General features: G+C 57.6%; 17 protein-coding genes. 2 read left to right on the top strand and 15 right to left on the bottom strand.

Annotation, left to right across the window (positions count from 1 at the left end):
* Positions 1-15 precede the first annotated feature (15 nt).
* The 8 genes from J7E41_RS00225 to J7E41_RS00190 form a co-directional block, all read right to left on the bottom strand.
* The gene (locus tag J7E41_RS00225; protein WP_214989413.1) at positions 16-822 is read right to left on the bottom strand and encodes a DUF3050 domain-containing protein; all 807 of its coding nucleotides are present in this window, start codon (positions 820-822) and stop codon (positions 16-18) included.
* A 47-nt stretch (positions 823-869) separates the two neighbouring features.
* Positions 870-1829, bottom strand: coding sequence for a fatty acid desaturase family protein (locus J7E41_RS00220; RefSeq protein WP_214989412.1), 960 nt, complete (start codon positions 1827-1829; stop codon positions 870-872).
* Between the two features lie 10 nt (positions 1830-1839).
* Positions 1840-2667, bottom strand: a complete 828-nt coding sequence (locus J7E41_RS00215) for an SDR family NAD(P)-dependent oxidoreductase (RefSeq protein ID WP_214989411.1) — start codon at positions 2665-2667, stop codon at positions 1840-1842.
* Positions 2664-3806 carry an acyl-CoA dehydrogenase family protein gene (locus J7E41_RS00210; protein ID WP_214989410.1) on the bottom strand — a complete coding sequence of 381 codons (1143 nt, stop codon included), beginning with the start codon at positions 3804-3806 and terminating at the stop codon, positions 2664-2666. Before J7E41_RS00210 ends, J7E41_RS00215 begins: the two co-directional genes overlap by 4 nt.
* Positions 3807-3809: 3 nt before the next feature.
* Positions 3810-4253 carry a type II toxin-antitoxin system RatA family toxin gene (locus tag J7E41_RS00205; protein WP_214989409.1) on the bottom strand — a complete coding sequence of 148 codons (444 nt, stop codon included), beginning with the start codon at positions 4251-4253 and terminating at the stop codon, positions 3810-3812.
* 14 nt (positions 4254-4267) lie between these two features.
* The gene (locus tag J7E41_RS00200) at positions 4268-5527 is read right to left on the bottom strand and encodes an aspartate aminotransferase family protein (RefSeq protein WP_214989408.1); all 1260 of its coding nucleotides are present in this window, start codon (positions 5525-5527) and stop codon (positions 4268-4270) included.
* Positions 5524-6588 (bottom strand): SDR family oxidoreductase, encoded by a 1065-nt coding sequence (locus tag J7E41_RS00195; RefSeq protein ID WP_214989407.1) that lies wholly within the window; start codon positions 6586-6588, stop codon positions 5524-5526. The genes J7E41_RS00200 and J7E41_RS00195 overlap by 4 nt, the downstream gene beginning before the upstream one ends.
* A gap of 182 nt (positions 6589-6770) precedes the next feature.
* Complete coding sequence (locus tag J7E41_RS00190; RefSeq protein WP_214989406.1) at positions 6771-7499, bottom strand: helix-turn-helix domain-containing protein; 729 nt, start codon at positions 7497-7499, stop codon at positions 6771-6773.
* Between the two features lie 552 nt (positions 7500-8051).
* Between J7E41_RS00190 and J7E41_RS00185 the strand changes: the two genes are divergently transcribed.
* Positions 8052-9185: an MFS transporter gene (locus J7E41_RS00185; protein ID WP_214989405.1), complete on the top strand. Its 1134-nt coding sequence runs from the start codon at positions 8052-8054 to the stop codon at positions 9183-9185.
* Positions 9186-9230: 45 nt separating this feature from the next.
* A complete protein-coding gene (locus tag J7E41_RS00180; protein WP_214989404.1) occupies positions 9231-10622 on the top strand; it encodes an HdeD family acid-resistance protein in 1392 nt (463 codons plus the stop codon).
* 466 nt (positions 10623-11088) lie between these two features.
* Here the strand turns inward: J7E41_RS00180 and J7E41_RS00175 are convergent, their stop codons facing one another.
* From J7E41_RS00175 to J7E41_RS00145, 7 genes are all read right to left on the bottom strand, one after another.
* Complete coding sequence (locus J7E41_RS00175) at positions 11089-11934, bottom strand: hypothetical protein (protein ID WP_214989403.1); 846 nt, start codon at positions 11932-11934, stop codon at positions 11089-11091.
* 368 nt (positions 11935-12302) lie between these two features.
* Complete coding sequence (locus tag J7E41_RS00170) at positions 12303-13514, bottom strand: aldose 1-epimerase family protein (protein WP_214989402.1); 1212 nt, start codon at positions 13512-13514, stop codon at positions 12303-12305.
* A 120-nt stretch (positions 13515-13634) separates the two neighbouring features.
* Positions 13635-14819, bottom strand: coding sequence for a type III PLP-dependent enzyme (locus tag J7E41_RS00165; protein ID WP_214989401.1), 1185 nt, complete (start codon positions 14817-14819; stop codon positions 13635-13637).
* Positions 14816-16591, bottom strand: coding sequence for an IucA/IucC family protein (locus J7E41_RS00160; RefSeq protein WP_214989400.1), 1776 nt, complete (start codon positions 16589-16591; stop codon positions 14816-14818). Before J7E41_RS00160 ends, J7E41_RS00165 begins: the two co-directional genes overlap by 4 nt.
* Positions 16588-17730, bottom strand: coding sequence for an MFS transporter (locus J7E41_RS00155; RefSeq protein ID WP_214989399.1), 1143 nt, complete (start codon positions 17728-17730; stop codon positions 16588-16590). Before J7E41_RS00155 ends, J7E41_RS00160 begins: the two co-directional genes overlap by 4 nt.
* Positions 17715-19496 carry an IucA/IucC family protein gene (locus J7E41_RS00150; protein ID WP_214989398.1) on the bottom strand — a complete coding sequence of 594 codons (1782 nt, stop codon included), beginning with the start codon at positions 19494-19496 and terminating at the stop codon, positions 17715-17717. Before J7E41_RS00150 ends, J7E41_RS00155 begins: the two co-directional genes overlap by 16 nt.
* Entirely contained in the window at positions 19493-20692 is a 1200-nt protein-coding gene (locus tag J7E41_RS00145; protein WP_214989397.1) for an ATP-grasp domain-containing protein, read from the bottom strand. The genes J7E41_RS00150 and J7E41_RS00145 overlap by 4 nt, the downstream gene beginning before the upstream one ends.
* Between the last annotated feature and the right edge of the window lies 1 nt (position 20693).

The following is a 20693-nucleotide window of genomic DNA, read 5'->3' as shown; positions in this document are numbered from 1 at the left end:
TGTGTTCAAGCGGGCTTAGAAACTGTGTTCAACCTCACGCACAGTGCGGTCCGGAATGGGCTGGGCCTTTTCCAGCAGGAACTGATGCACGCCATCCCACAGGTCAATCCGTGAGTTGATTGCGGTCTTGGCGCTTTCGACCATGTGCAGGTGTTGCTCGGGTGTGGTGACGATTTCCGCGATGATGCGCTTGGCTGCGGGGCCGTGATCGTCACCATCCATTTCGATGTGTCGCTTGAGGTAATACGTAAGCATCGGCACATCGTTTTCACTGACTGACCATTGCGAAAGCAGGCGGCCAAACATGTCGGGGATGATGTCTTCACGGCCAAAGAAGAAGTACGCCAGTACGGCTTCGGTCGAGCCGTGTTGTGCAACATCGAGGGTCTGGCACATGAACACTTTGGCGGCCAGTGGAATATCTCGGTTGTTGAGGGCCTGGGGCAGGGGGACCTTGGCTTGAATGTCGGCAAGGAAACGGCGGAACACCGTGCTGTCGGCTCCGATTTCATCCATGGCCATGAGGTACAGGTCCAGGTGGCTTATAAAGCCGCCATCAGGGTGCTCGTCGGTTTCTTCACCGACCACGATTTCATTGATCAGACGGGCAGCGGTGATATGTACCGGCGGCACCCAAGGCAACTCCACACAGGTGAGGTCGCGCTGGATGCGCTTGAGCAGTGTCATGAAATCCCATACGGCGAACACATGAAACTCCATCAGTGCGCGTACGTCTTCAACGGTGCGGATGTTCGCGAACAGCGGGTGGCCGAACAGCTGTTCGCGCTCGGTTTCAATGTGGCAATCGATATCAAAAGGCATATGTGCTCCTGCGGCCTGAAGGTTCAAGCGGGAAATCCATTGGGAAATTAAGGATGTGTGTCGTTCACCGTGTTTCCACGGTATGGGTGGTGACTGGAGGCATACCTGAAAGACCTTACGAAGTGCTTTTCCAGTAGGTGTTGCCGGTCCGCATACCACTCCGCGTCCAGCAGTTGGCGGTGCACCTTGGGTAATCTCCAACATGGAACTGCGGGGTAAAAGTGGTGTTCCAGGTGAAAATTCGAACCGGCGTGCAGCCAGGTATTGAGGCACGAGGTTCGCGAACGCGCCGGGGGCTGTTCATGGTCTGCGCTGAAAGCATGTTCCTGATAGGCATTAACCGCGGAGATCAGAAACGCCACCGCCAGGCTCAGGAAAAACCCAAGAAGCAGCCCGTTGACCCACCACATGGCCAGCCCGTAAAGCCCGAGCCAGCCGGCCTGGCAGGCGATATTGCAACGGGCCAGCCGTTGCACCTGCGCCGCGCTTAAAGGCAGCGGCGAGGGACTGCTCAGCGGCCCGAACGCCAGGCGCCAGGTAACCCGCATATAGCTCAGGGTGGCCATTAAACGCGACAGGGTGATGCGGCTCGCCAACGTGTGATAGCGCGAGAAGAGCCGGTAGTCCGGGTCCTTCTCGGTGTTGCTGTAGCGGTGGTGTTGCCAGTGGTCGACGAAGTAACCGGTCACACAGAATCCCGGCAGCAACGAACTGGCGACGATCGCCAGGTAGCAACTGTGCATAGGATCCGCGCTCAAGTTGAAGTGGAACCCTTCATGCCCGAGGATCGCTTGCAGAAACAACCCATATCCCGCCAGCACCACCAGCGGTGAGCACAACAGCACCCACGGCGTGGGCGCCGAGTTCGCCACCCATACAAACAGCGCGAGTGGCAGCAGATAAAGGCTCAAGGCGTAACTGATGATTAGCAATGATTCTCCCGGCCGGGCCTTGAACAAGGCGCGGTCGAGGCGAACCAAGGGCTTGGGGTGCAGTTGTCTGGCCATTCTCAGCCGCTTACTCGATCAGTTCAGGTTTAAGTGCCAGGTGACCGCCACGCGTGAGTGTGCGCAGGCGCAGGGCAATAAAGGCGTCGACTACGCTTGGCACGCTGCGCGCGGTGTACATCGCCAGCGTGCCCATGAAGGTCAGGCCACGGTTGCGCAAGCCATTTTTGTGGCAGGCGCGAACCAGGCCCGCGGCGGCGGCATCCAGTTTTTCTTCCAGGGACAGCAGGGTCTTGTCACCCCACTTGAAGGTCACCAGGCGCTTGACCGACAGCCCCACCCGTTGGGCCGGTAAGTGGATCGCCGTGTCGATGAACCCCGGGTACACCGTGGTCACGTCGAGGTGTCCGCGATATTGCATGCGCAGCACGTCCGAATAAGCGCTCAGTGCACGTTTGCTGGCGGCGTACGCAGCCACGTAGGGCGCATTCACCAAGGCGAACAGTGACGACACGTTGATCACTTTGCCGCGCTTTCGCAGCAGTCCCGGCAAGAACCCTGAAACCAGCTGCCAGGGCGCGAACAGGTTGATATCCACCGCGCGGGTAACCTCATCGGTGACCCCGGTTTCGCCGCGTTCCAGGGTCAGGATGCCGGCGTTATTGACCAGGATATCGATGTCGCCGAAGTCGATGTTGATGGCGTCGATCACTGCCATCAAGGCGCTGCGGTCGCCCAGGTCGACTTGATAAAACGCATCCAGCAAGCCGGGTTCTAGCGGCGCAAGGATATCCAGACCGATCACCGTGGCGCCCTGTTGCTTGAGCTTGCAGGCCGCCGCATAGCCCAGACCGCGTGCGGTGCCGGTGATCACGATGGTTTTTCCAAGCAGGTTCATGAGTTTGCTCCGGTGATGCTGAAGGTTGAGTCAGACAGGTAAGTATTGAGGTTGGTCGCCATTGAGATCTTCGCCGGGGGATGGAACTGCAAGCCGCGACAGGCCATCAATCCGGTGGAACTCTGGTTGCTGGTGATGAACGCCATTCCGCCCAACATGGCGTGGGCCTGGTCCGAGAGCTGAGTAAGCCGTTGTTCGATGCCGTAGCGCACCAGCAGCAGACGAGCCAGCACGTTTGGCAAGTCCTGTGGGTTACGTTCAATATCCAGGGCCGCGCCTTCCAGCGCACTGATCGCCAATTGCAGGTCTGCTGCCAGGTCCACGCGGTGGTGGGCGGTCCAGCGTGCGGCGTCTGTTACCGATTCGACCAAGCCTGCGCAGGCACCCACGTAGGAGGCACAAATCAACAGCTCGAACCAGATAAAACCAACGGTCTGCACGTCGCCTAGCTGGTGTGTATAGCCGGCGGAAAACAGCATGCGTTCAGGAACGAAGACTTCATTGAGGCGCACTTCGATGCTTTCGGCAGCGGCCAAGGCGCTGTTCTGCCAGAACGCGGAGCGGCTGATGCCCGGTGCATTCGCGGGAATCAACGCGACCATCAGCTCTTCGCCCTCTGGGGTTTGGCGAATGTAGCTGGCGGTGAGCAAGTCCATCGACCGCCCGAGGCAGCAGGGCTTTTTGCTGCCGCTGAGCAATACGCCCTCAGGGGTATGTGCCGCCCGCATGGCCGAGTCGAGGATGCCGGCCCCCGAATTGCCCTCGGCGAACCCCGAGGACAGCAGCAAGCGCTTTTGCGCGACGGCGGCCAATAAAAGGCCTTCGGCGCCGCCGCCGTTTTGGGTGAGCGCTAACAGGCTCGCCACGGAAAACTGGTGCATGGTGCTGGCTACCGCCAGCGAGGGTGAGCGGGCACCCAGGGCGATCTGCACATGCACCGCCTCGAGAATACTCGCACCCAGTCCACCGGCTGCGTGGCTGACCAGCAACCCTACCGGGCCGTATTCCTTGAACAGTGCGATGACTTCGCTGTGGGGCCCTTCACGGTCGGCGAGCACGATGGCCGCGAGGCGCTCGTCAAAACCTGGGGCGTACTGGTGGAGCGCGGCACGCGAGCGATTCAACAATGACAGTGACATGGCTCAGGCCTTCAAGTAGCTCGCCGGGAACAAACCGGAGATTATCGAATGAATGTTTTCGCGAATGGCTTGTTCGGCCACAGGGTCGAGCATGTCCGCGAGCATCGGCAGGCCCAGGTCAAAGCGCGATTCAAACGTAATGATCGCGTCCTTGCCGTCCGGCAGGACGTGCCAAGTGCCCGAAAAGTGATCGACATCGCCGGTCATTTGCTCGAAGTGGATTTCCCGGGTGGCGGGGTTGAACATATCGCGCTCTTGCCACTTGAGAATGCCGCTGTGGAAGTTGACTTCCCAAGAGGTGAACGACACCAACTCGCTGACTTTATTGACGGTGATATTGCGCACCGATTTGCAGAGCTCGACGTAGTTGCTGAAGTCACTGATCACGGCAAAAACTTCATCAGCGCAGGCATGGGGAATGTGCGCCTGAACATTGACTGCTTGCATGGGGGTAGTTCCGTTCAAAGGGATGGGATAGAGGTAGCGAGCGCCTGGGCGAAACCCTCGATCAACCGATTGCAATCCTGGGCGGTTAGCAACGGTGAAGGCGTGAGCCTGACGACCCTATGGTCGTTGAGTGAGTGGCACACAATGATTCGCTGCTCGATCAGGGCCATGACCATGTTCGCGGCGATCGAGGCGTCGGTGAATTCAAAGCCCAGCAGCAAGCCCGCACTGCGCAGCTTGACGCGCTCGGCCAAGCCCATTTGCTGCAACAGCGCATTGAAGCGGGCGTGCAGGTCCTGGCCCATCAGCCGGGCACGCTCCACCAGGTTTTCTTGCTCGATCACGTGTAGCGTGGCTTGCACGGCCGCCATGGCCAGCGGGTTGGCACCAAAGGTGGTTGTATGCACCGTGGGGTTGCGGTTGAAGGGGGCGTAGATCGCCGCGCTGGCAACCATGGCGCTGACCGGTACGCAGCCGCCGGACAGGCTTTTGCCGACCAGCATGATGTCGGGCACTACCTGTTCCTGGTCGCAGGCCCACCAGTGGCCGGTGCGACCCAAGCCGGACTGGATCTCATCGATAATCAGCACTGCGTCATATTGATCGCACAGCTCGCGCACGCGCCTGAGGTAGCCCGCAGGCGGCAGGATCACACCGGCTTCGGCCTGGATCGGTTCGAGGATCACACAGGCTTTGTCCGACGATGCGCGCAACTGATGTTCCAGCGCGGCGCTGTCGCCGAATGGTACGAACTCGCTTTCACTGAGCAGCCCGCTGAACGGCTCACGGTAGCTTTCGCGGCCGGTGACGGCGAGGGCGCCGAGGGTCTTGCCGTGGAAGCCGCCGAGGGTCGACAGCGTGCGGCGGCAGCCATTAAGGCGCGCGAGTTTCAAGCCGGCTTCGGTGGCTTCGGCCCCGGAGTTGCAAAAGAATACATAGTCCAGGTTGCCGGGGCAGCGCGCGGCCAGCGCTTGCGCGGCGAAGGCCTGTTGGGGGTTGAGCAATAGTTTGCTGGCCAGAGCGTTTTGCTGCAGCTGCCGGGTCACGGCTTCGACGACCACGGGGTGGCCGTGTCCGAGGAAAAACACACCGTAGCCGCCGGCATCCAGGTACTGGCGCCCTTGGCTGTCATAAATGTAGACGCCACGGCTGGATTGCTCGGTCGGTAGGTTCATCAGCGAGGCGAGGCGTGCGTAGCCCAAATTCACGTGCTGGCGCAAGTATTGGCCGATCTGTTCGACGTCGGTCGCGGGTTCGATGACAATCGGGTTCATGCCGCGTTCGCTTCTGTGGAGGGGGGCGCCGGCTGTTTGAGCATGCGCGTCAATGCACCCAACTTGGGTGCCAGGTGATTGAGCGACAACAACAACTCACGGCTGACATTGCGCGCACTGAACGCCGGCTCGCCGAGCAACTGCGGCAACGACGTGGGCAGCGGCGTGCGCAGGCAGGCATAGCGGCACAGTTGGGTGGCGCGGGTCAGTGCGGCCTGGATATTGCCGGTCAGCGCCGGTAAAAACACTGGGCGGATTAACCGTTCGTAAATATCCGGTGCCATGCAGCGTGGCCGCGTGAACGGTTGTGCCTGGGCCTCCATGGACTGGCACATCAGGTTCAGCAGGTCGGTGAGGTCGAGGGCCTGCGGACCGCTGGTGAGAAAATAGTCTTCGCCGATCAAGCGTTGGCGCAACGCGTTGGCAATGGCCCGCGCCGCGACGTCCCGGGCGATCAAGTCGATGTAGCCGGCAGGCGGGCAGGGCACGATGGGCAACAATCCGGACATCATCAGCCCCATGGTCATATGAAAACCCTGGAAGTTGGGCATATGCCCGCTGTCGGCGTCGCCGATGATGATGGATGGACGAAAGATCGACACGTCAATACCGGCCGATCGCACCAGGGTTTCGGCCTGACGCTTGGCGACCTCGTAAGGCGTTTCGGCTTGTACGCCTTCGTAATAGTCGCAGGGATGGGTGAAGGCGGTGCTGATGTGATAGAGCGGCACCTTGGCTTGCTGCACAAAGGTCACGACGTTTTCGGTGCCCAGGTAGTTCACCGAGAATATCTGGTCGATATCGCCATCCAGGCGGGTCACCGCTGCGGCGTGAATCACCCAGTCAACACGCTTGAGCAGCGCTTCATATGCGTCATCGGCCAATCCCAATTTAGGGCTGCAGATATCGCCCTTGAGCACTTCCACCCGCAAATGGCGGATGCGGCTTTTGCGCGCCAGGCAGACCAGGTGGAAGTCATCCGCCAGGCAGTCGATCAGTGACTCACCCAGTACGCCTGAGCCTCCCGTGAGAAGGATGGTTAATTTTTGCTGTTCTGACATGTAAGACGCTTCCTGCGGACTCATCGAAAGAGTTAACGGTGCGTTTCGCCGAACCACAGGCACGGGGGCGCCGGGCGAACACTTTTGTATTCACTTTCGGTGGCGCTGAGGTGCTCTGGGCAGAGGCAATCAGCGCTTAACGATTTTGCGAATAAGAGGCGATTGATATTGGCGTTTTGATATCACTGCGTCTTGAACGAAACGCTTGTCTTGCGCAAAACCTTGGCTGCGGTGCGCGGCGTCATGCCAATCATGCGGCGCATCATGCGGGCCAGGTGCGCCTGGTCGGAGAAGCCGCCGTCTGCCGCAGCGTCCGATAAGGTGGAACCACCTGCCAGGGATTTGGAGGCGCGCTCCAATTTGTTCCAGATGATCCATTGGGAGAGGGAAACCCCCATCTGGTGAGTCGCGACGCAGCGCAAGCGCGGGCTGGACAAGCCGACTGCATTCGCGGCGCGGCTGACGGAACCGGGTCCGTCGCGGTCCAGGCGCAGAATATTCAAGGCTTTGTAGAGGCGCTGGTCTATAGGAGGTGTAATCGCCAGCAAACGTGAAAGGCCGTCGACAAAGTGCGGGAGGGATGTGGCGCGGCGAAAGCATTCCAGCAATTCTTCACTGGCCAGGGCGACGCCGTTGTCTTGCAGCAATGCATTGAGCGCGCGGCCCAAGGCAGTGTCAGGGCTGACATATACAAACGCCACCGGATGAGTGTCGGCCACCGCACGGTGTTCGACGTTGGGGCCGATAATCACCCCCGCCGCGCGCATCAACTGTCCGGGCAACTCCAGGGTGACCGGCTGATGCACACCGATACACAGTTGAATGGCGACATGGGAGTGGGCAGTATTTTGATCCGCACGGCCAATGTAGCCGGCCCATGAGTCGCCAAAGGTAACGCTACCATCCCACATTTAAGGTCTTCCTGACGCAGAGGGTGATTTTTCCGTGTGCAGGGTAGGCCTGCACAGGTCTTGATTCAAGCACTCTGGCGTTCGTGGCCACCTACGGCGGATGCTGGTTACAGCACCTTCAGCCCGTCGAGATCCGGCAGCGAGACGTCCAGCAGGATCAGTTGCGGCGCGTGTTATGTGGCCAGGGCCAGCCCTCAATAGACGAAAAAAGGTCTTTCAGCCCCTTGGCGCCATCAACTGGCGGGCTCCGAGCACGCTAATTGCTCGCTTGAGGTTGTAAGCGTTCACGCCAATGCCTCGGCCTTGTCCAGTTCATATACACAGAGTCGTTTGCCTATCCCTTTTACCAAAGGATAGCGGTGCTCTGTCTTTCAGGGCGCGCGCGTCCAAGTGGCTTTCATTAACTTGCACGATGAGGAAATTGGGCTAGCGTAGATGGAGTCCAACGTCAATATACATTGATCATGTGATAGATAACTGAGGATGTCATTCGTTCTGTTTTTCCCATAGAACAGGTCAAGAGAACTTATAATATAAAGAGTAATATCAACTATGGTGGTGGGGACGTTGAGAAGCAAGGCTCAAGTTATTATTGCGGTGATGATATTTGGCCTTACCTATGGTCTGAGTGCGCCACTTATTGCCCTTAAGTTGACGAGTGCGGGCTATAGCGAAACCTCAGTAGGCCTTAATGCGGCGATGCATGCTGTAGGGGTGTTTATCATTGCACCTTTCTTGCCCTCGCTCTGCCGAAGAGTTCCCCCTCGAACATTACTATTTGTCTCCCTGATTTCTACCCTGGTGCTCTTGTTATTGTTTCCCTTCACCCCGATTGTTTTCTGGTTTGCTCTACGCCTAGGCTTAGGGATCTTCGCCGAGATCATTCTCGTCGTGACGGAGACTTGGCTGAATCAGGTGACTGTTGAAGTCGCCAGGGCAAAAACCATCGCAATCTACACAGCCAGCCTCTCACTTGGCTTTGCCTTGGGGCCAGTGATTCTTGCTTGGAACTCCAGCTCAGACAGTAATGCCTTTATCGCTGGCGCCCTGATTACCTTGATGGCGGCGGTGATAATCCTGTTCTCCCAATTGGAACATACAGTCTTTGCAGAGGATAAATCACTCTCTCTTTGGCGCTTTTTTCAACTAGCTCCATTAGCTATGGCCGCCACTGCACTGAACGGCGCACTGGAGGCCGCAGGCATGAATTTGCTGGTGCTATATGCAATGAGTCTGGGTTGGGTAGAGCACCAGGCTACACTTTTGATTTCGGTATTGTTGCTGGGGGCTATTTTGTTGCAACTGCCTATAGGTTGGCTGGCGGACAGAGTAAATCGTCAGAATTTATTGGTGGTATTGACGCTACTCTCAACGCTGGGTGCCTTGGTATGGCCATTGGCGCTTACGCAATTTTGGCTGGCCTATACGTTACTTTTTTTCTGGGGTGGCATCTTCGTTGGTATCTACACCGTTATGATTACTCTGGTAGGGCAACAGTTTAAAGGAGGGGAATTGACAGGAGTTTACGCAGCCATGTCAATTGCATGGGGAGTAGGGGCCTTGCTTGGGCCTGCTCTGGGTGGTATGGCGATGTCGCTGTCGACTCACGGTTTACCTTTCCTTGCTGCGCTACTTTGTGGGATGTTTTTATTGTTATTGCTACGGAAAAGTAAAGTTTGGAAGTGAGCGCTGCAGACTTGATAGGTTGATATTAATGGAGAGGGTTGTGTAATGGTCAGGCTGGTCATACTTTTATTAGGTGTGGATTATCTCCGTTCATATTGGCGCACCCTGAAAGTCATTGGGGTTGTCGGTATGCTTTTAGGGGGCGTAGTGTTCATCGATGCGCTTGATGACGCGTTGTATTTTCCGATAAACCCCTTCGCATGGTTGCTGTTGATTGAGGGCAGTGCGACGTTGATCGTCGCTCGCAGCGGGATTGGCGGACAACGAAAACTTCGGTACCTGAAAGGTTTCTCTTTTGTGATCGCAGCATCATTGATTCTGGCTGGCCATCACCACGGAAACTTTATTCTTTCGATGATATTTGGCACTCTGTTTTTAGCGGATGGATTGCTGCAGATTATTTCCGCTTATGTTGTCCGCTACCGTACCTGGCGTATTGCAATATTCGGAGGAGGGGTCGAGATCGCTTTGGCTATCTTTTTCTATCAACCCTACCCGACAAATTATATCGGCACCGTACCCTACTGCCTCGGATTGGGATTATTTTTTGCTGGCTGGAATATGTTACTTGTCTCTGGCCGAGTCCGCCGGCTGGTATCTAATCCTGCGCTAAGTGTTGATATTCATATGCCGCCTCCTCAGCAAAGTGGCAAAGCGCAAACAGAGTGGGAAGGTCCTCCAGAAGAAAATGTTCCGAGCCTTATTGTGCATATATGGACACCGACCGGTGTGGCTAATGCTGAAGTTGTGCACCGTCCATTGATAGAACGTTACATAGCTGCAGTGGATAAGAATGGGGTGATCTCAACGGGGCATGCCGCACTGGAAGCACCGGATGGCCTATATGTTAGCCTATACCCAGCGGAGGATATCGACCACTCACCTGACGAGTTCATGCGCATGTTGCGAGCCACCGAAGATAATAATATGCCGGGAGAGTTCCAGTCCGATTACCTCACGGAATCGCAGAAATGGTGCCCTTCTACCGTTAAAGTACGAATACGTAATTATGACCAACAGCGCTTGCGTAACTTTTGGGAAGAATATAGTAAGGATACGACCTATAATCTCACCAATCGCAATTGCTCCAGTAGCGTAACGCTAGTTCTTGAAGCCGCTCTGGAAGGGGCGGTAGGGCGTATCTGGGGGCATTACGGTCTATATCGTATTCTGGGGAAAATATTCACCACGCCGGAGTTATGGGTTGCCATTCAAATCCGAAAGCGTGCGCAAACCATGGCCTGGACTCCCGGCCTGGCACTGGATTATGCTCGGGCACTCAGTATGTTGGCAGACCCCAGACCCACTGGCTGGATCAATACCACTAAGCGCGCGATTCAGAAAATCCGTTCTTTACGCCGTCAGTGGCGCAATGAAAAAGCATTGGCTGAGTACAGCAGAGAAAAGTTAAAGACGGATAGCAACAAGCCTGCATGAGCGAAAAATACCCTTGTTAACATAGGTGCTCCAGCAGGCCACTGATAAATGAGATAGTTGCCTATACAGGATGTTCATCCTGGGTCTAGCGGGGGGGCATAGACAACGTCATTACACGCACTGCGTATTCGTCTTCTTCCTAAACCCACAATCCATTATCTAGCATAAAGATTACCTGCTCCGCATAAGCCTGCCGTTCCCGGTTTCTGTCGCATATCCCGCCAGCCCGTCTCCTCTTTCGGGTCGACGGGCTTGTTCGCTAGGATTGCATTACTTGGTCTTGGCGTTCTTGATATCGCTTATGATTTTTTGAGAAATAGCCTGGACCTGCTCTTGGGTCATTGCCATATCCACAAAAATAAGGTCAGGCAAGGGTTACAGGCCGTCGCCGCGCCAGTTAACCCAGCCAACAACTTTATGCTAAATCTCGCCATCTGGCAGTACGCTATCGTGATACGCACCTTTTTCAGACATACACTTCCATTTCCATCGTCGCCGCCACAACATCTCCTCGACTCACCTGCGCAGAAAACATATAGCGAGAGAGCAGCTTAGACGCCACGGTACATTCAACACGAAAAATCAGCGGATCTGATGCCGAGATAAGACGCAATGCCTGAACGTCAAAATGAGCAACTCGATAATGGACACGCTCTCCCAGAATATCGTGCAATAACCGACTCATGACCTGCGAAACAGTATCTGCAATGATTGCAACGGGCCAAGTTGGATACTCAACAAAATGGCCGGAGAAACAACCTGGCGTCAAGGGTTGGCTGCGCGCCGTCAAGGTGAGGTCATGAGAGGTTTCGTATTCAAGAGCAATGGGTTGCGTATAAGGCGATACCGTTGGGACGGGAACAGGCGCTGAATGATAGTTTCTGAAAGTCTTTGAAAATAATGCATCGGATAAAATGGTGTATTCACAATCGAGATGAGCGAACGGTACGCCATCCGACGCGACCGCATGCACTTTTAATGTCCGTTTGTCCTGAGCAATGACTTGCGCAGTAGCATGATATTTACCTTCGCCCCTGGGCTGGGGTTTACCAAACAAGCTTAACCGGCCTTTTGACGCTAAATAATAGGTTTTCTCTTCGGTGCCCAGGATGACCGCCGCGCAGGAGCCGAGTATCGCCAAGTGCCGACCGAGTTCGGCCACCGCGACAGGACCCGTTTCATATCCCGTGTCTTGTTCGGGTATGAATTCGCCACGAATCGTCTGGTTCTCGCCTTCCAACGTAGTAAAGGCGAAGTAGGGCGCTTGTACTGCAATGCGATTGCAAATCATCGGAATGCTTAAGGCTTTCATTGTTTGCTCCCTGCAGGGTATGGGCCAATCCCATCTAACCCAACTGACCCTAGCAGATGAATTGTGACAGCCTGGGTCATCATGGCTCAGAGCCCAGCCGTTATTCCCACAATGTCTACGCAATCACATTATGCGTTTACCACGGGTTTACCCGATTGGGGAGGTCATGGTCGATGCCGGGTTTTCGGATGATTTGCATGCAGTTGAAGATTGGGCCGCGGATCATCGGTGTGGTCGGGAGCCAATAACTGAGCGGTTCTTGCCGGTAGTGACGCGCATAATCGGTGAGACGGGGCTTCACCGCGTTCTCTAACGTGTTTCCCGGTAAAGCATTGCCGGTGCCTTACCGGTTTTCACTCAACAATCAGTCAGCGGCTCAGGTCCACCAACGGAGTGTCCCGCACTTCAGTCGTGCGGCCCTGCTGAATCTGTTTGACCTGTGCAATCGCTTGATCGACTCCGGCCTTGTCGACGAGCAAGCTGTAGCTGATGTTGAACTGGCGAGTTTCCTTGGCGCCGATCTTCGGCACCAGATTCAGCGGCCGTTGGTAGCGACGGTTGTAGGAGAAACTGGTGCCCGGTTCCAGGCCGGTGACGTAGCCCTGGCCCTGGGTGTCGGTGTTTTTCCACAACGAGAACACCGGCAAGGTCTGGGTGTTGAAGCCCACCGAGACACCGAGGCTGCCGGCTTTGTTGTGCAGCACCGTTAAAGTCTGGCCCTTGGCGTCGGCGTAGGGCACCACGTTGTAGACGGTTTCGTCGTAGTCGCGGGTCGGACCACGGTAAATATCCCAGGTCTTCAGGTCGCCTTTGGCCTTGTCGTTGAACGGTGAGACCTGTTTGACCGGCGCGACGAAGCGCGCACCTTCTTCCAGGAACGGCGTACTGAAGTTGCTGTGGTACAACGCCTGGTATTCCTTGGTGTAGTCACCGTTGTTGGTCAGTGTATCGTTCAAATCGAAACGGCTGCTGCCCGGCACGGTGACCAGCTCGGTGGCGACGCTGAAGTCGACCTTCTTGAACGCCTGCTCCTTAAGCTCGCCGCGGAGGTGGATGGCATACGGCGGCTTTTCATCGATATGCAGCGTCACTTTGCTGGCCGGGATATTCGCGGCGCGGCCATGCAGGGTAAGCATTTCACCGTTGTCTACACCGGGGTGGCCGACCCACTCATAGCCACAGCGGGCGACCAATTCGTTGAAACCTTCCAGCCAGCCCAGGCCGTCACGCCCATTGAGTTCGATAAACGCCGGGTTGACCACTTCCTGAACCGGTGAATCCCAGCCCATCCGCACGTCCCCAACCGACGCCTTGAGCACGTTCATGCCGCGGGTCGGAACAACCGAGAGTTTGAGCGTACCGTTGTCGATATCAATCACGCTGACGCCTTCCTGGCGACCGCCATGCAAGTTGCGCAGGGACACAGTAAAGGGCTGTTGGGTATCGATTCCCAGCTCGGCGCTGCTGATTTTGAACGCTTGTGCGGCCTTGCCGGTGTCGAGCAATACATAGTCCCAGGCCAGTGCCTGGGTGGTAGCAGCCACACCGCAGAACGCAATAAGGGGGCGCAGTAATTTCATGAGCGATGCCTTTTTTGGAGTTGTTTAGCTTGTATACCGTTGATGAAACGTTTCAGCAACAACAAAAAATCACCTGCTCACGGGTTTGTTCGGGTTTGTCTTCATCGATAGGGTGTGGAATCAGCCCTCGATAAAAACCTTCAACGGTGGTTCGTGCATCAGGAAGTTCTGGTGCGAGATGTTCCAGGCATAGGCGCCTGCGAGGGTGAACACAAGCAGGTCACCAATCGCCAGCTGCGCCACTGGTTGCTGCCTGGCAAGAACGTCCTTTGGCGTGCACAACTGACCCACCAGCGTGACGGACTGATCGCTGATCTGGGCCGGCTGGGAGCCTCGCAGTACCCTGAACGGATGGTCGTGCCCTTGCGCCGCAGGCGTGCGGAAGTGATGAGTACCACCGCGTCCGATGGCAAAAAACTCGCCGTGGCTGCTTTTGATGTCCAGTACCTGCATAACGTAGTAGCCACACGCCGCGCTGATGAAACGGCCGATCTCGAAACGCACGCGGGTCGTGCCCATGTCGTGCTCACGGATCAACGTTTTCAAGCCCTGACAAAACCGTGGCCAGTCGAAGGACTGCGCTTCGTCCTGATAGTTGATGCCCATGCCTCCGCCGACATTCAATAGTGGCAGTTGCAGGTTGTGGTCGGCACACAGCTGGCGGAAGGTCAGGAAGTAGCTGCGAATCAATTCAAGGTGTGCGTCAACATCCAACTGATGCGACAGCAGATGAAAGTGCAGGCCCTTGAGTTCCAGAGACGGCTCTTCACGCAACAACTGCAGGGCGCTTGCGAGACCTTCTTCATCCAGGCCGAACGGTGTGGGTTTGCCGCCCATGACCAATCGGCTTTGCGGGGCCTGGGCCAGCTTCAGATTCAGCCGCAGCATTACCGGAGCCCGCGTACCGCGTTCGCGGGCGATGCGTGCCAGGCTGCGCAGCTCGGTCACGCTCTCCACGTGAAATGCTGAAATCCGGTACTGCAGCGCGATGTCCAGTTCGCGATCGAGCTTGCCGGGACCACCAAAGATCAGCGGCTGGTCGGGGCATTGCTCATGCAGCCACGTCAGTTCGCCGCCAGAGGCCGCCTCGAAACCGTCCACCCACGGTGCCAGGGTTTTCAGCACCAGGGCTTCCGGATTCGCCTTGGCCGCATAGAATAATTCGCAGTTTTCCGGCAACACCTGACGCATCGCCTTTACGTGCCGTTCAAGGGCGGGCAGGTCGTAGACGTAGGCACACAAGGGTGCGTCGTGCTCAGCCTTGAGCTGCTCGATACGTTGGGTGACGGTGACAGGAAGGCTCATGCGTGTTTCCTCTTTTCAATCATCGCCAGCGGGCTGGGCAGTAAGGTGTAACCGGCCTCGCGGTCGGCGCGCATCATCAGGCGCGTCATGAAGTTTTCCTTGCTGGGGAAGGGCGCGCCGGCGCACAGCTCACGCAGTTCTGCCGGATGACCCAGACGTGTGGATTGCGCGTGCAGCAGGTCACCGATTCGCCACCACAATTGTTGTTCCAGCGAGTCACTGCCGTTGGCCAGGTGGAAGATCGCCTCGCCGAGGTTGTTCACCAGTGCGCAGTACCCCACGCGTTGCCATGCCTTCTGCGCGCTGTAGTACACCGAGCTGCGGGTGCGTTCATCCAGCGTACTTAGGCGTTCGGCGGGCCAGACTTCGGGGACCAGCTTGGTGCCTTCCAAGTCACGAATCCAGACCTGGCTGGGCAACCCGTTTTCAGTGAAGCCAATGACGGTGTTCTGTAAATGCGGCTCCAGCGCGACACCTTGACGGAACAGGCAATACAGCACGCCGCCGAGCATCTGGCCGGCATAGGCATCCAGCCAGTTCAGCGTGGCCTCCTCAATGGTCAAACCGCAACTGTCGGCGTAACGCTGTACCTGTGTGCGGCAAACACTGTGCCCTTGTTGATCCCAGGTAAACAGTGCCATTGCCACTTGCGGCTGATACCGCTCGCGGTCAGCGAGGGGGAGATTTTCCCGGTAAACGATACCGAAGCATTCGGTGACTTCTCGGGCCTCCTCCAGCGTACCCAGGGCACTAAGGTCCAGGCTGGTGGCGCTGGGCTCGGGCATCAACATGAAGCCGGGTTGTTGCGTCGCCAACTCGCCCATGATCGGGCGGAGCAGGCGGGTGAGGGCGACGGCGCTGTCCAGTTCATACCAGGCATTCTTGCGCACGCAGTTAGTCAGGCGCACGTGCATCGAGAACTTCATGAAATAGGCCATCTGCGGATGGTAGAGCGTGCGTACCGACGACGTCGGGTACATGGCCTGACCCAGGGGGCCGAGGTATTCGATCAAACCCTGTTGTTGCGCACGCTGTACCAGCGGGTCGGCCAGTACGCGGGCGACTTCCCAGGGGTGACACGGATAGGCATCGTCGCGTCCTGACAGTTGGTGCAGCGTACTGCGCGGATCCTCGCCCTGATGACGAATCAGCGTCGGGTCGACCTTGAACCAGTGCAGTTGAAAGCGTGCTCCGACTTCCGGCGAGCAGGCCAGCAAGTCATCATGGGAAATGCCCTCGCGACTTTTTGGCGTCGGATGCAGGGCGTGGCCCCACAGTTGGTGTTGCTCGGACGCCAGCAAGCTGTCGGCTGTGTCGTTGGCCGGTCGGGAATGACGCAAAAAGATGCGGGTGATCTGCAGGCTGTTGGCGACCTGTTGCAGCATCTCGCCGACGCGCTCGACCTCACTCAGCGGAGTACAGAGCAGGCGTGCCAGTTCGGTGGCACTTAACGGTCGCCAGCTCTGGTTGTTGCCTTTGAAATAGGGGGCGCTGATGTAATGGCAACGACCCAGTAGACTACTGCGGTCGATGCGTACGACCAATCGGCCACTGGGCAGGCGAATGCTGATGCAGCGAACGTTGGCCTGACGCAGGCTCATCGGCAGATCCTGTGCTTGATAGTTCAGGTTCGCTTCGTTGCGTGGCAATGCGTATTCACGCAAATAACAATTGAGCAGGCACTCGATGGCATGTCGCTCGGCCTCACCATCGAGGGCATGGTCATGCAGGGAGACGGTGTTCAGCGAGGCGGTATTCAGGGTGAGCGTCATGCCGAAATCTCTCGAGAAGTCATCAATAAAGGGCGTGCGAGCACCATGGCTGCCATGGCCGCCAGGCACGCAACGAGAAAGGGGGAGGCGATGCCACAGGTCTGGCTGACCAGCGCGGCGGTGACGCCGGCAGCGGTGCCGGCCCATTTTCCGCTGGAGTCGAACCAGCCAAACAGGCGACCGGCGCTGCCTTTGCGACTGCGCTGGCTCAGGCAGCGGTGTAGCCCGACAAAACTGAGCAGCATGCCGGCTCCGCTCAGCAGACGCAGAGCGAACAGCGGCTCGGCCTGCACGCTCCAGAATTGCAGGGCGTTACTGATTGCCAGCAGTGCGAGCCCCGGCAACAGCAGGTTGCCCTGATGTTTTTGAACCCAGGGCAGGGCCAGCAGGTAAACCAGGTGCGGCAGGCTGTAGAGCACGCCGATCAAGGCATCGTTGCCAATGTTCAGTTGCTCGCCGAAAGGCACGAAGTAAGGGAACGTGACAACCATCGCGAAGCTGAACAGAAACTGCACCGCCAGTAGCCGCGGCATGTCTTCTGGCAGCTCGCCCAATGCGTCTGCTTTTTTGTTAACCAAGGCATGTTTGGGGGCGTCCTTGGGCAGCGGCAGGATAAGTACGAAGGCCAGCAGCGGTAACCAGGCCAGATAGCGATACAGGCTTAATCCCAAACCGTGCGCGGTCAGTAGCCCCAGGAGGATTGGGCCGCTGATCATCGCCAGGCGTGCCGAATACTGCGTCCAGTTCAGGGCACGGGACAAATCGCCGCCCTTGAACTGGGTCGATAGGTAGGCGTTGGACGCCGCCATTGCACCGCCGAAGGTGCCCTGGATGATCAACGCCAGGACAAACACCGTTAGATTAGGGCTGAAGCCTGCCAGCAGAAAACCCGCAAACAGTCCGGCATGCGCACGCAGTAACGACAGGCGACAACCGTTGCGATCGGCCCAGCGTCCCCATATCGGCGCTGCCAGTGCGGTGCAGAGGGTCGGCAGTACGAACAGCACACCGATGGCCCAGCCGGGTGTATCAGGCGCGAGGTCGGCGAGGATGCGTGGCAGGTACAACGGAATACCCAGCGCCGTAAAAGCCGACAGGTAATGCCCCAGCAAGACGCTGGTGATCAGACGCCGTTGCATGGAGCGTCCTCCAGCAGGAAGTTCACTGCGCTGTAGCCATAGAACTTATTGATATCGCTGGCGCCGGAATGCGCCTTGCTGAACAGGCTGCCGGCGCTGAGCAGGTATTTGACCGGCAGTTTCGGGCTGTCGAGCAACCATCGGCGAGCGTCGTGACAGTCGATGCCTTCTGCTTCGAGTTGTTGCAGACAGCTCATGAGACGCTGACGCAACGTGCCGTACAGGGTGGATCGAGAGGCCAGGCCTGCGGTCGCTATCGCTTCCAGGACCGCTACGATGTTCAACTGCAAGGTAATGGTGCAGAACATCTCGGCGAGCGGTTGGCTGCTGTCGACGCGAATGCGCTCGTCCCGCAAGGCTGCCGGCAGGTCAGCGAGATCCGGGCAGGTAGCCGAAAAACGCTGAGGCCACAGGCGAGCGGCGTCGTTGTCCTTCATCAGCAAGCGTAATGGTTGACCTTGTTCGAACATCAATACGGCGTTCTGCTGGTTGGCCTCCAGCGCGATGCCGTAATGAAGCCACAGTCGCAGATGGACCTGCAGCAACAGATCGAGATAATCGCCCAGCCAGTGTTGCAGCGAACCTGCATAGAAACGCTCGACCAGTTGTTCGAGGAACAGACGGCCATCGGCAAGTGGGCTGGCCAGTGCGGCGACAGGCACCAGTGTGGTGTTCTCCAGCCCCGTCGGGTAATGACGCACGATATAGGCCAGGTGACGGCTCTCAGCGGCATGACCGCCGTGTTTTTCGTCGACGTGCAGATAACGTGACGTCAATGCCGGGTCGCGCTTGGCCAACGCCTGCAGGGTGGTCTGGAACCAGTGACCGTCGTATAGCGTACTGGGTTTTATCAGGCGCAAATTGCGCGCACCGAGCGTGCTGACCAGCAACGGCAGTTTGATGTGGTATTGAGGTTGATGGGTGCAGATCACCGTGCGCACGGACAGCGTAGGCTCGACCTGCATGGCGGTACGTGGCGCCTTGAATGTGCCTTCAGGCAGGCCGAACTGCTCCAGTTCGCCCCAGGTCAGTGGGTGTACTGGCAGTAATGAATGGCTGTTTTGCAGGGCCGGTGGCAAGCCGACCTCGGCGAAATCCGGCCAGTGCGGTGGCTGCGAGCTGGTCAGGGTCAAGGCGTTGTTGGGTATCGCCAACCAGTTGAGTTCGAAGCGTGGTGCAAACTCCGGCGCGTAGCCTTTGAGCGCAGCGGCATCGAAGCCGCTTTTGGCCCGCGCCGTTGGGTAGAACGGGTGATCCAGGTAACTCGCCAGTTGATCGATCCTCAGCAGCCTTTTCGACCAGTCCGTCAAATCAATCGCGTCGCTCAGTGCGGGCGCATGCTGGTGAAACGCCTGATTGCACAGGGCCCGGTGTTCGGTGGCGCAATCGGCTTCTTTCAGATACGCCGCGAAGAGTGCCAGACTTTCTTCGTCCAGACCGTGGCTCAGGTGACCCAGCCAGAGCCGGTAGCCGTGTTGAACCTCGGCGTGATTTTGCGGCGACACCTTGATCCAGGTATCGCCCGTACCCATCCAGTCCTGCAGGGGATATGCCTTGACCACCGGCAGCCAGAGTTCGTCGGTGCCCAGATGAGCAATTCGCAGCCAGCTTGCATCGGGCTGATGCTGCAGGTGTTGGCTCAGGTCTTCCGTAAGCTGACAAATATTTCCTTTACTGACGATCCCGCGGATGTCCTCGCGCAGGCAGCAGTCGATGATGCGTCGAGTAATGAACGCCTGATCCGTGCCCTCTGAATACAGGCTCATACCACCACCCACTTCAGGTCGTTCAGGCTCGAATTCAGCTGCGCCTTGAGGCTCACGTCATCCGGCGCGATCAATCTCAGTACGCCGATGTAGTCCTTGTTGGAATGGCTGATGGTCACGGTGTCGCCAGTAGTGTGCAGTGCACGGTAATCGCACCAATGGCCCTCGCGTTCGACGTTGAAGCTGGCGCTGGCGTGGTCCAGACGTCCCGAGCGGTCGGCCACAAGGTAATGAACGGTGGCTTCGGCTTGCGCAGGTTGTGGGTCGATCAGGCTGCCACCCAAATGCAACGCGACGATACGATCGAACCAACCCTGCGGCAGCAACCGATCAAGCAGGAACTCGCGACCATCGCCGATGCTGCGATAGTTGATCTCAACCAGTACCGGGCCTTGAGCGGTCAGAATGAACTCACTGTGACATACACCGAAACCGACCCCGAACGCTGCTACTTGAGCCAGCGCGGCGGCACGCTGGGCGCGGCTGAGTTGTCCATCCCAGCGTGCGGCAAGCTCTACGAAATACGGCGGTGGTGACAGGGTGACGTCGAAGCCGCCGATGACTTGCAGGTTGTGCCCGTCGCCCAGGGTTTCGAGGGTGAACAGCGGGCCTTCCATGTACGCCTCCAGCAACAGTGCCCGGCCCGGTTGTTGCTGCCAGAACTGCTCGCAGTAAACGCTCAGTTCGGCGGCGTTGTGACACAGCTTGACGTCCAGGCTGGCGACGCCTTCACGAGGCTTGGCGACCACCGGCCAGGGCGCATCTGTTGGCAGTTTGGCGTTCGATGTGAGCACCTGAAACCACGGGCCGGGCAAGCCTAGACGCTGCATGCGCTCGCGCATGGCCGCCTTGTTCTTCGCCGCATAACACAACCGCCAGTCCTTGCCAGGGCATTCGAATGCCTCGGCCACTATCGCTGTCGCGGTCTGCAGGTGATCGCTGTTGGAAAACACGGCAACGGGTTGCAAGCCCTCACTATTGAGTGTCTCGATGACCGCTAGCGGATTGAACACATCACATTCGATAACGTGCAGCTCTTGCGGCGAAATGTGCGAGGTGGCGAGCAAACGCCGATGTTCCTGAGCGTGGTCGGTGATCACCACGATCGGCAACCCGCATTTGTGCGCGGCGGGCAGGAAACCCTCGAGAATGGCAGGGTGGGCGACATGAGCAAGAATGACGAATGGGCGTTGCATG

Source organism: Pseudomonas fluorescens (assembly GCF_018614655.1).
Classification (GTDB): domain Bacteria; phylum Pseudomonadota; class Gammaproteobacteria; order Pseudomonadales; family Pseudomonadaceae; genus Aquipseudomonas; species Aquipseudomonas fluorescens_BX.
Note: the sequence above shows the minus strand (reverse complement) of the source record. Positions and strands in the feature narration are given on the sequence as shown.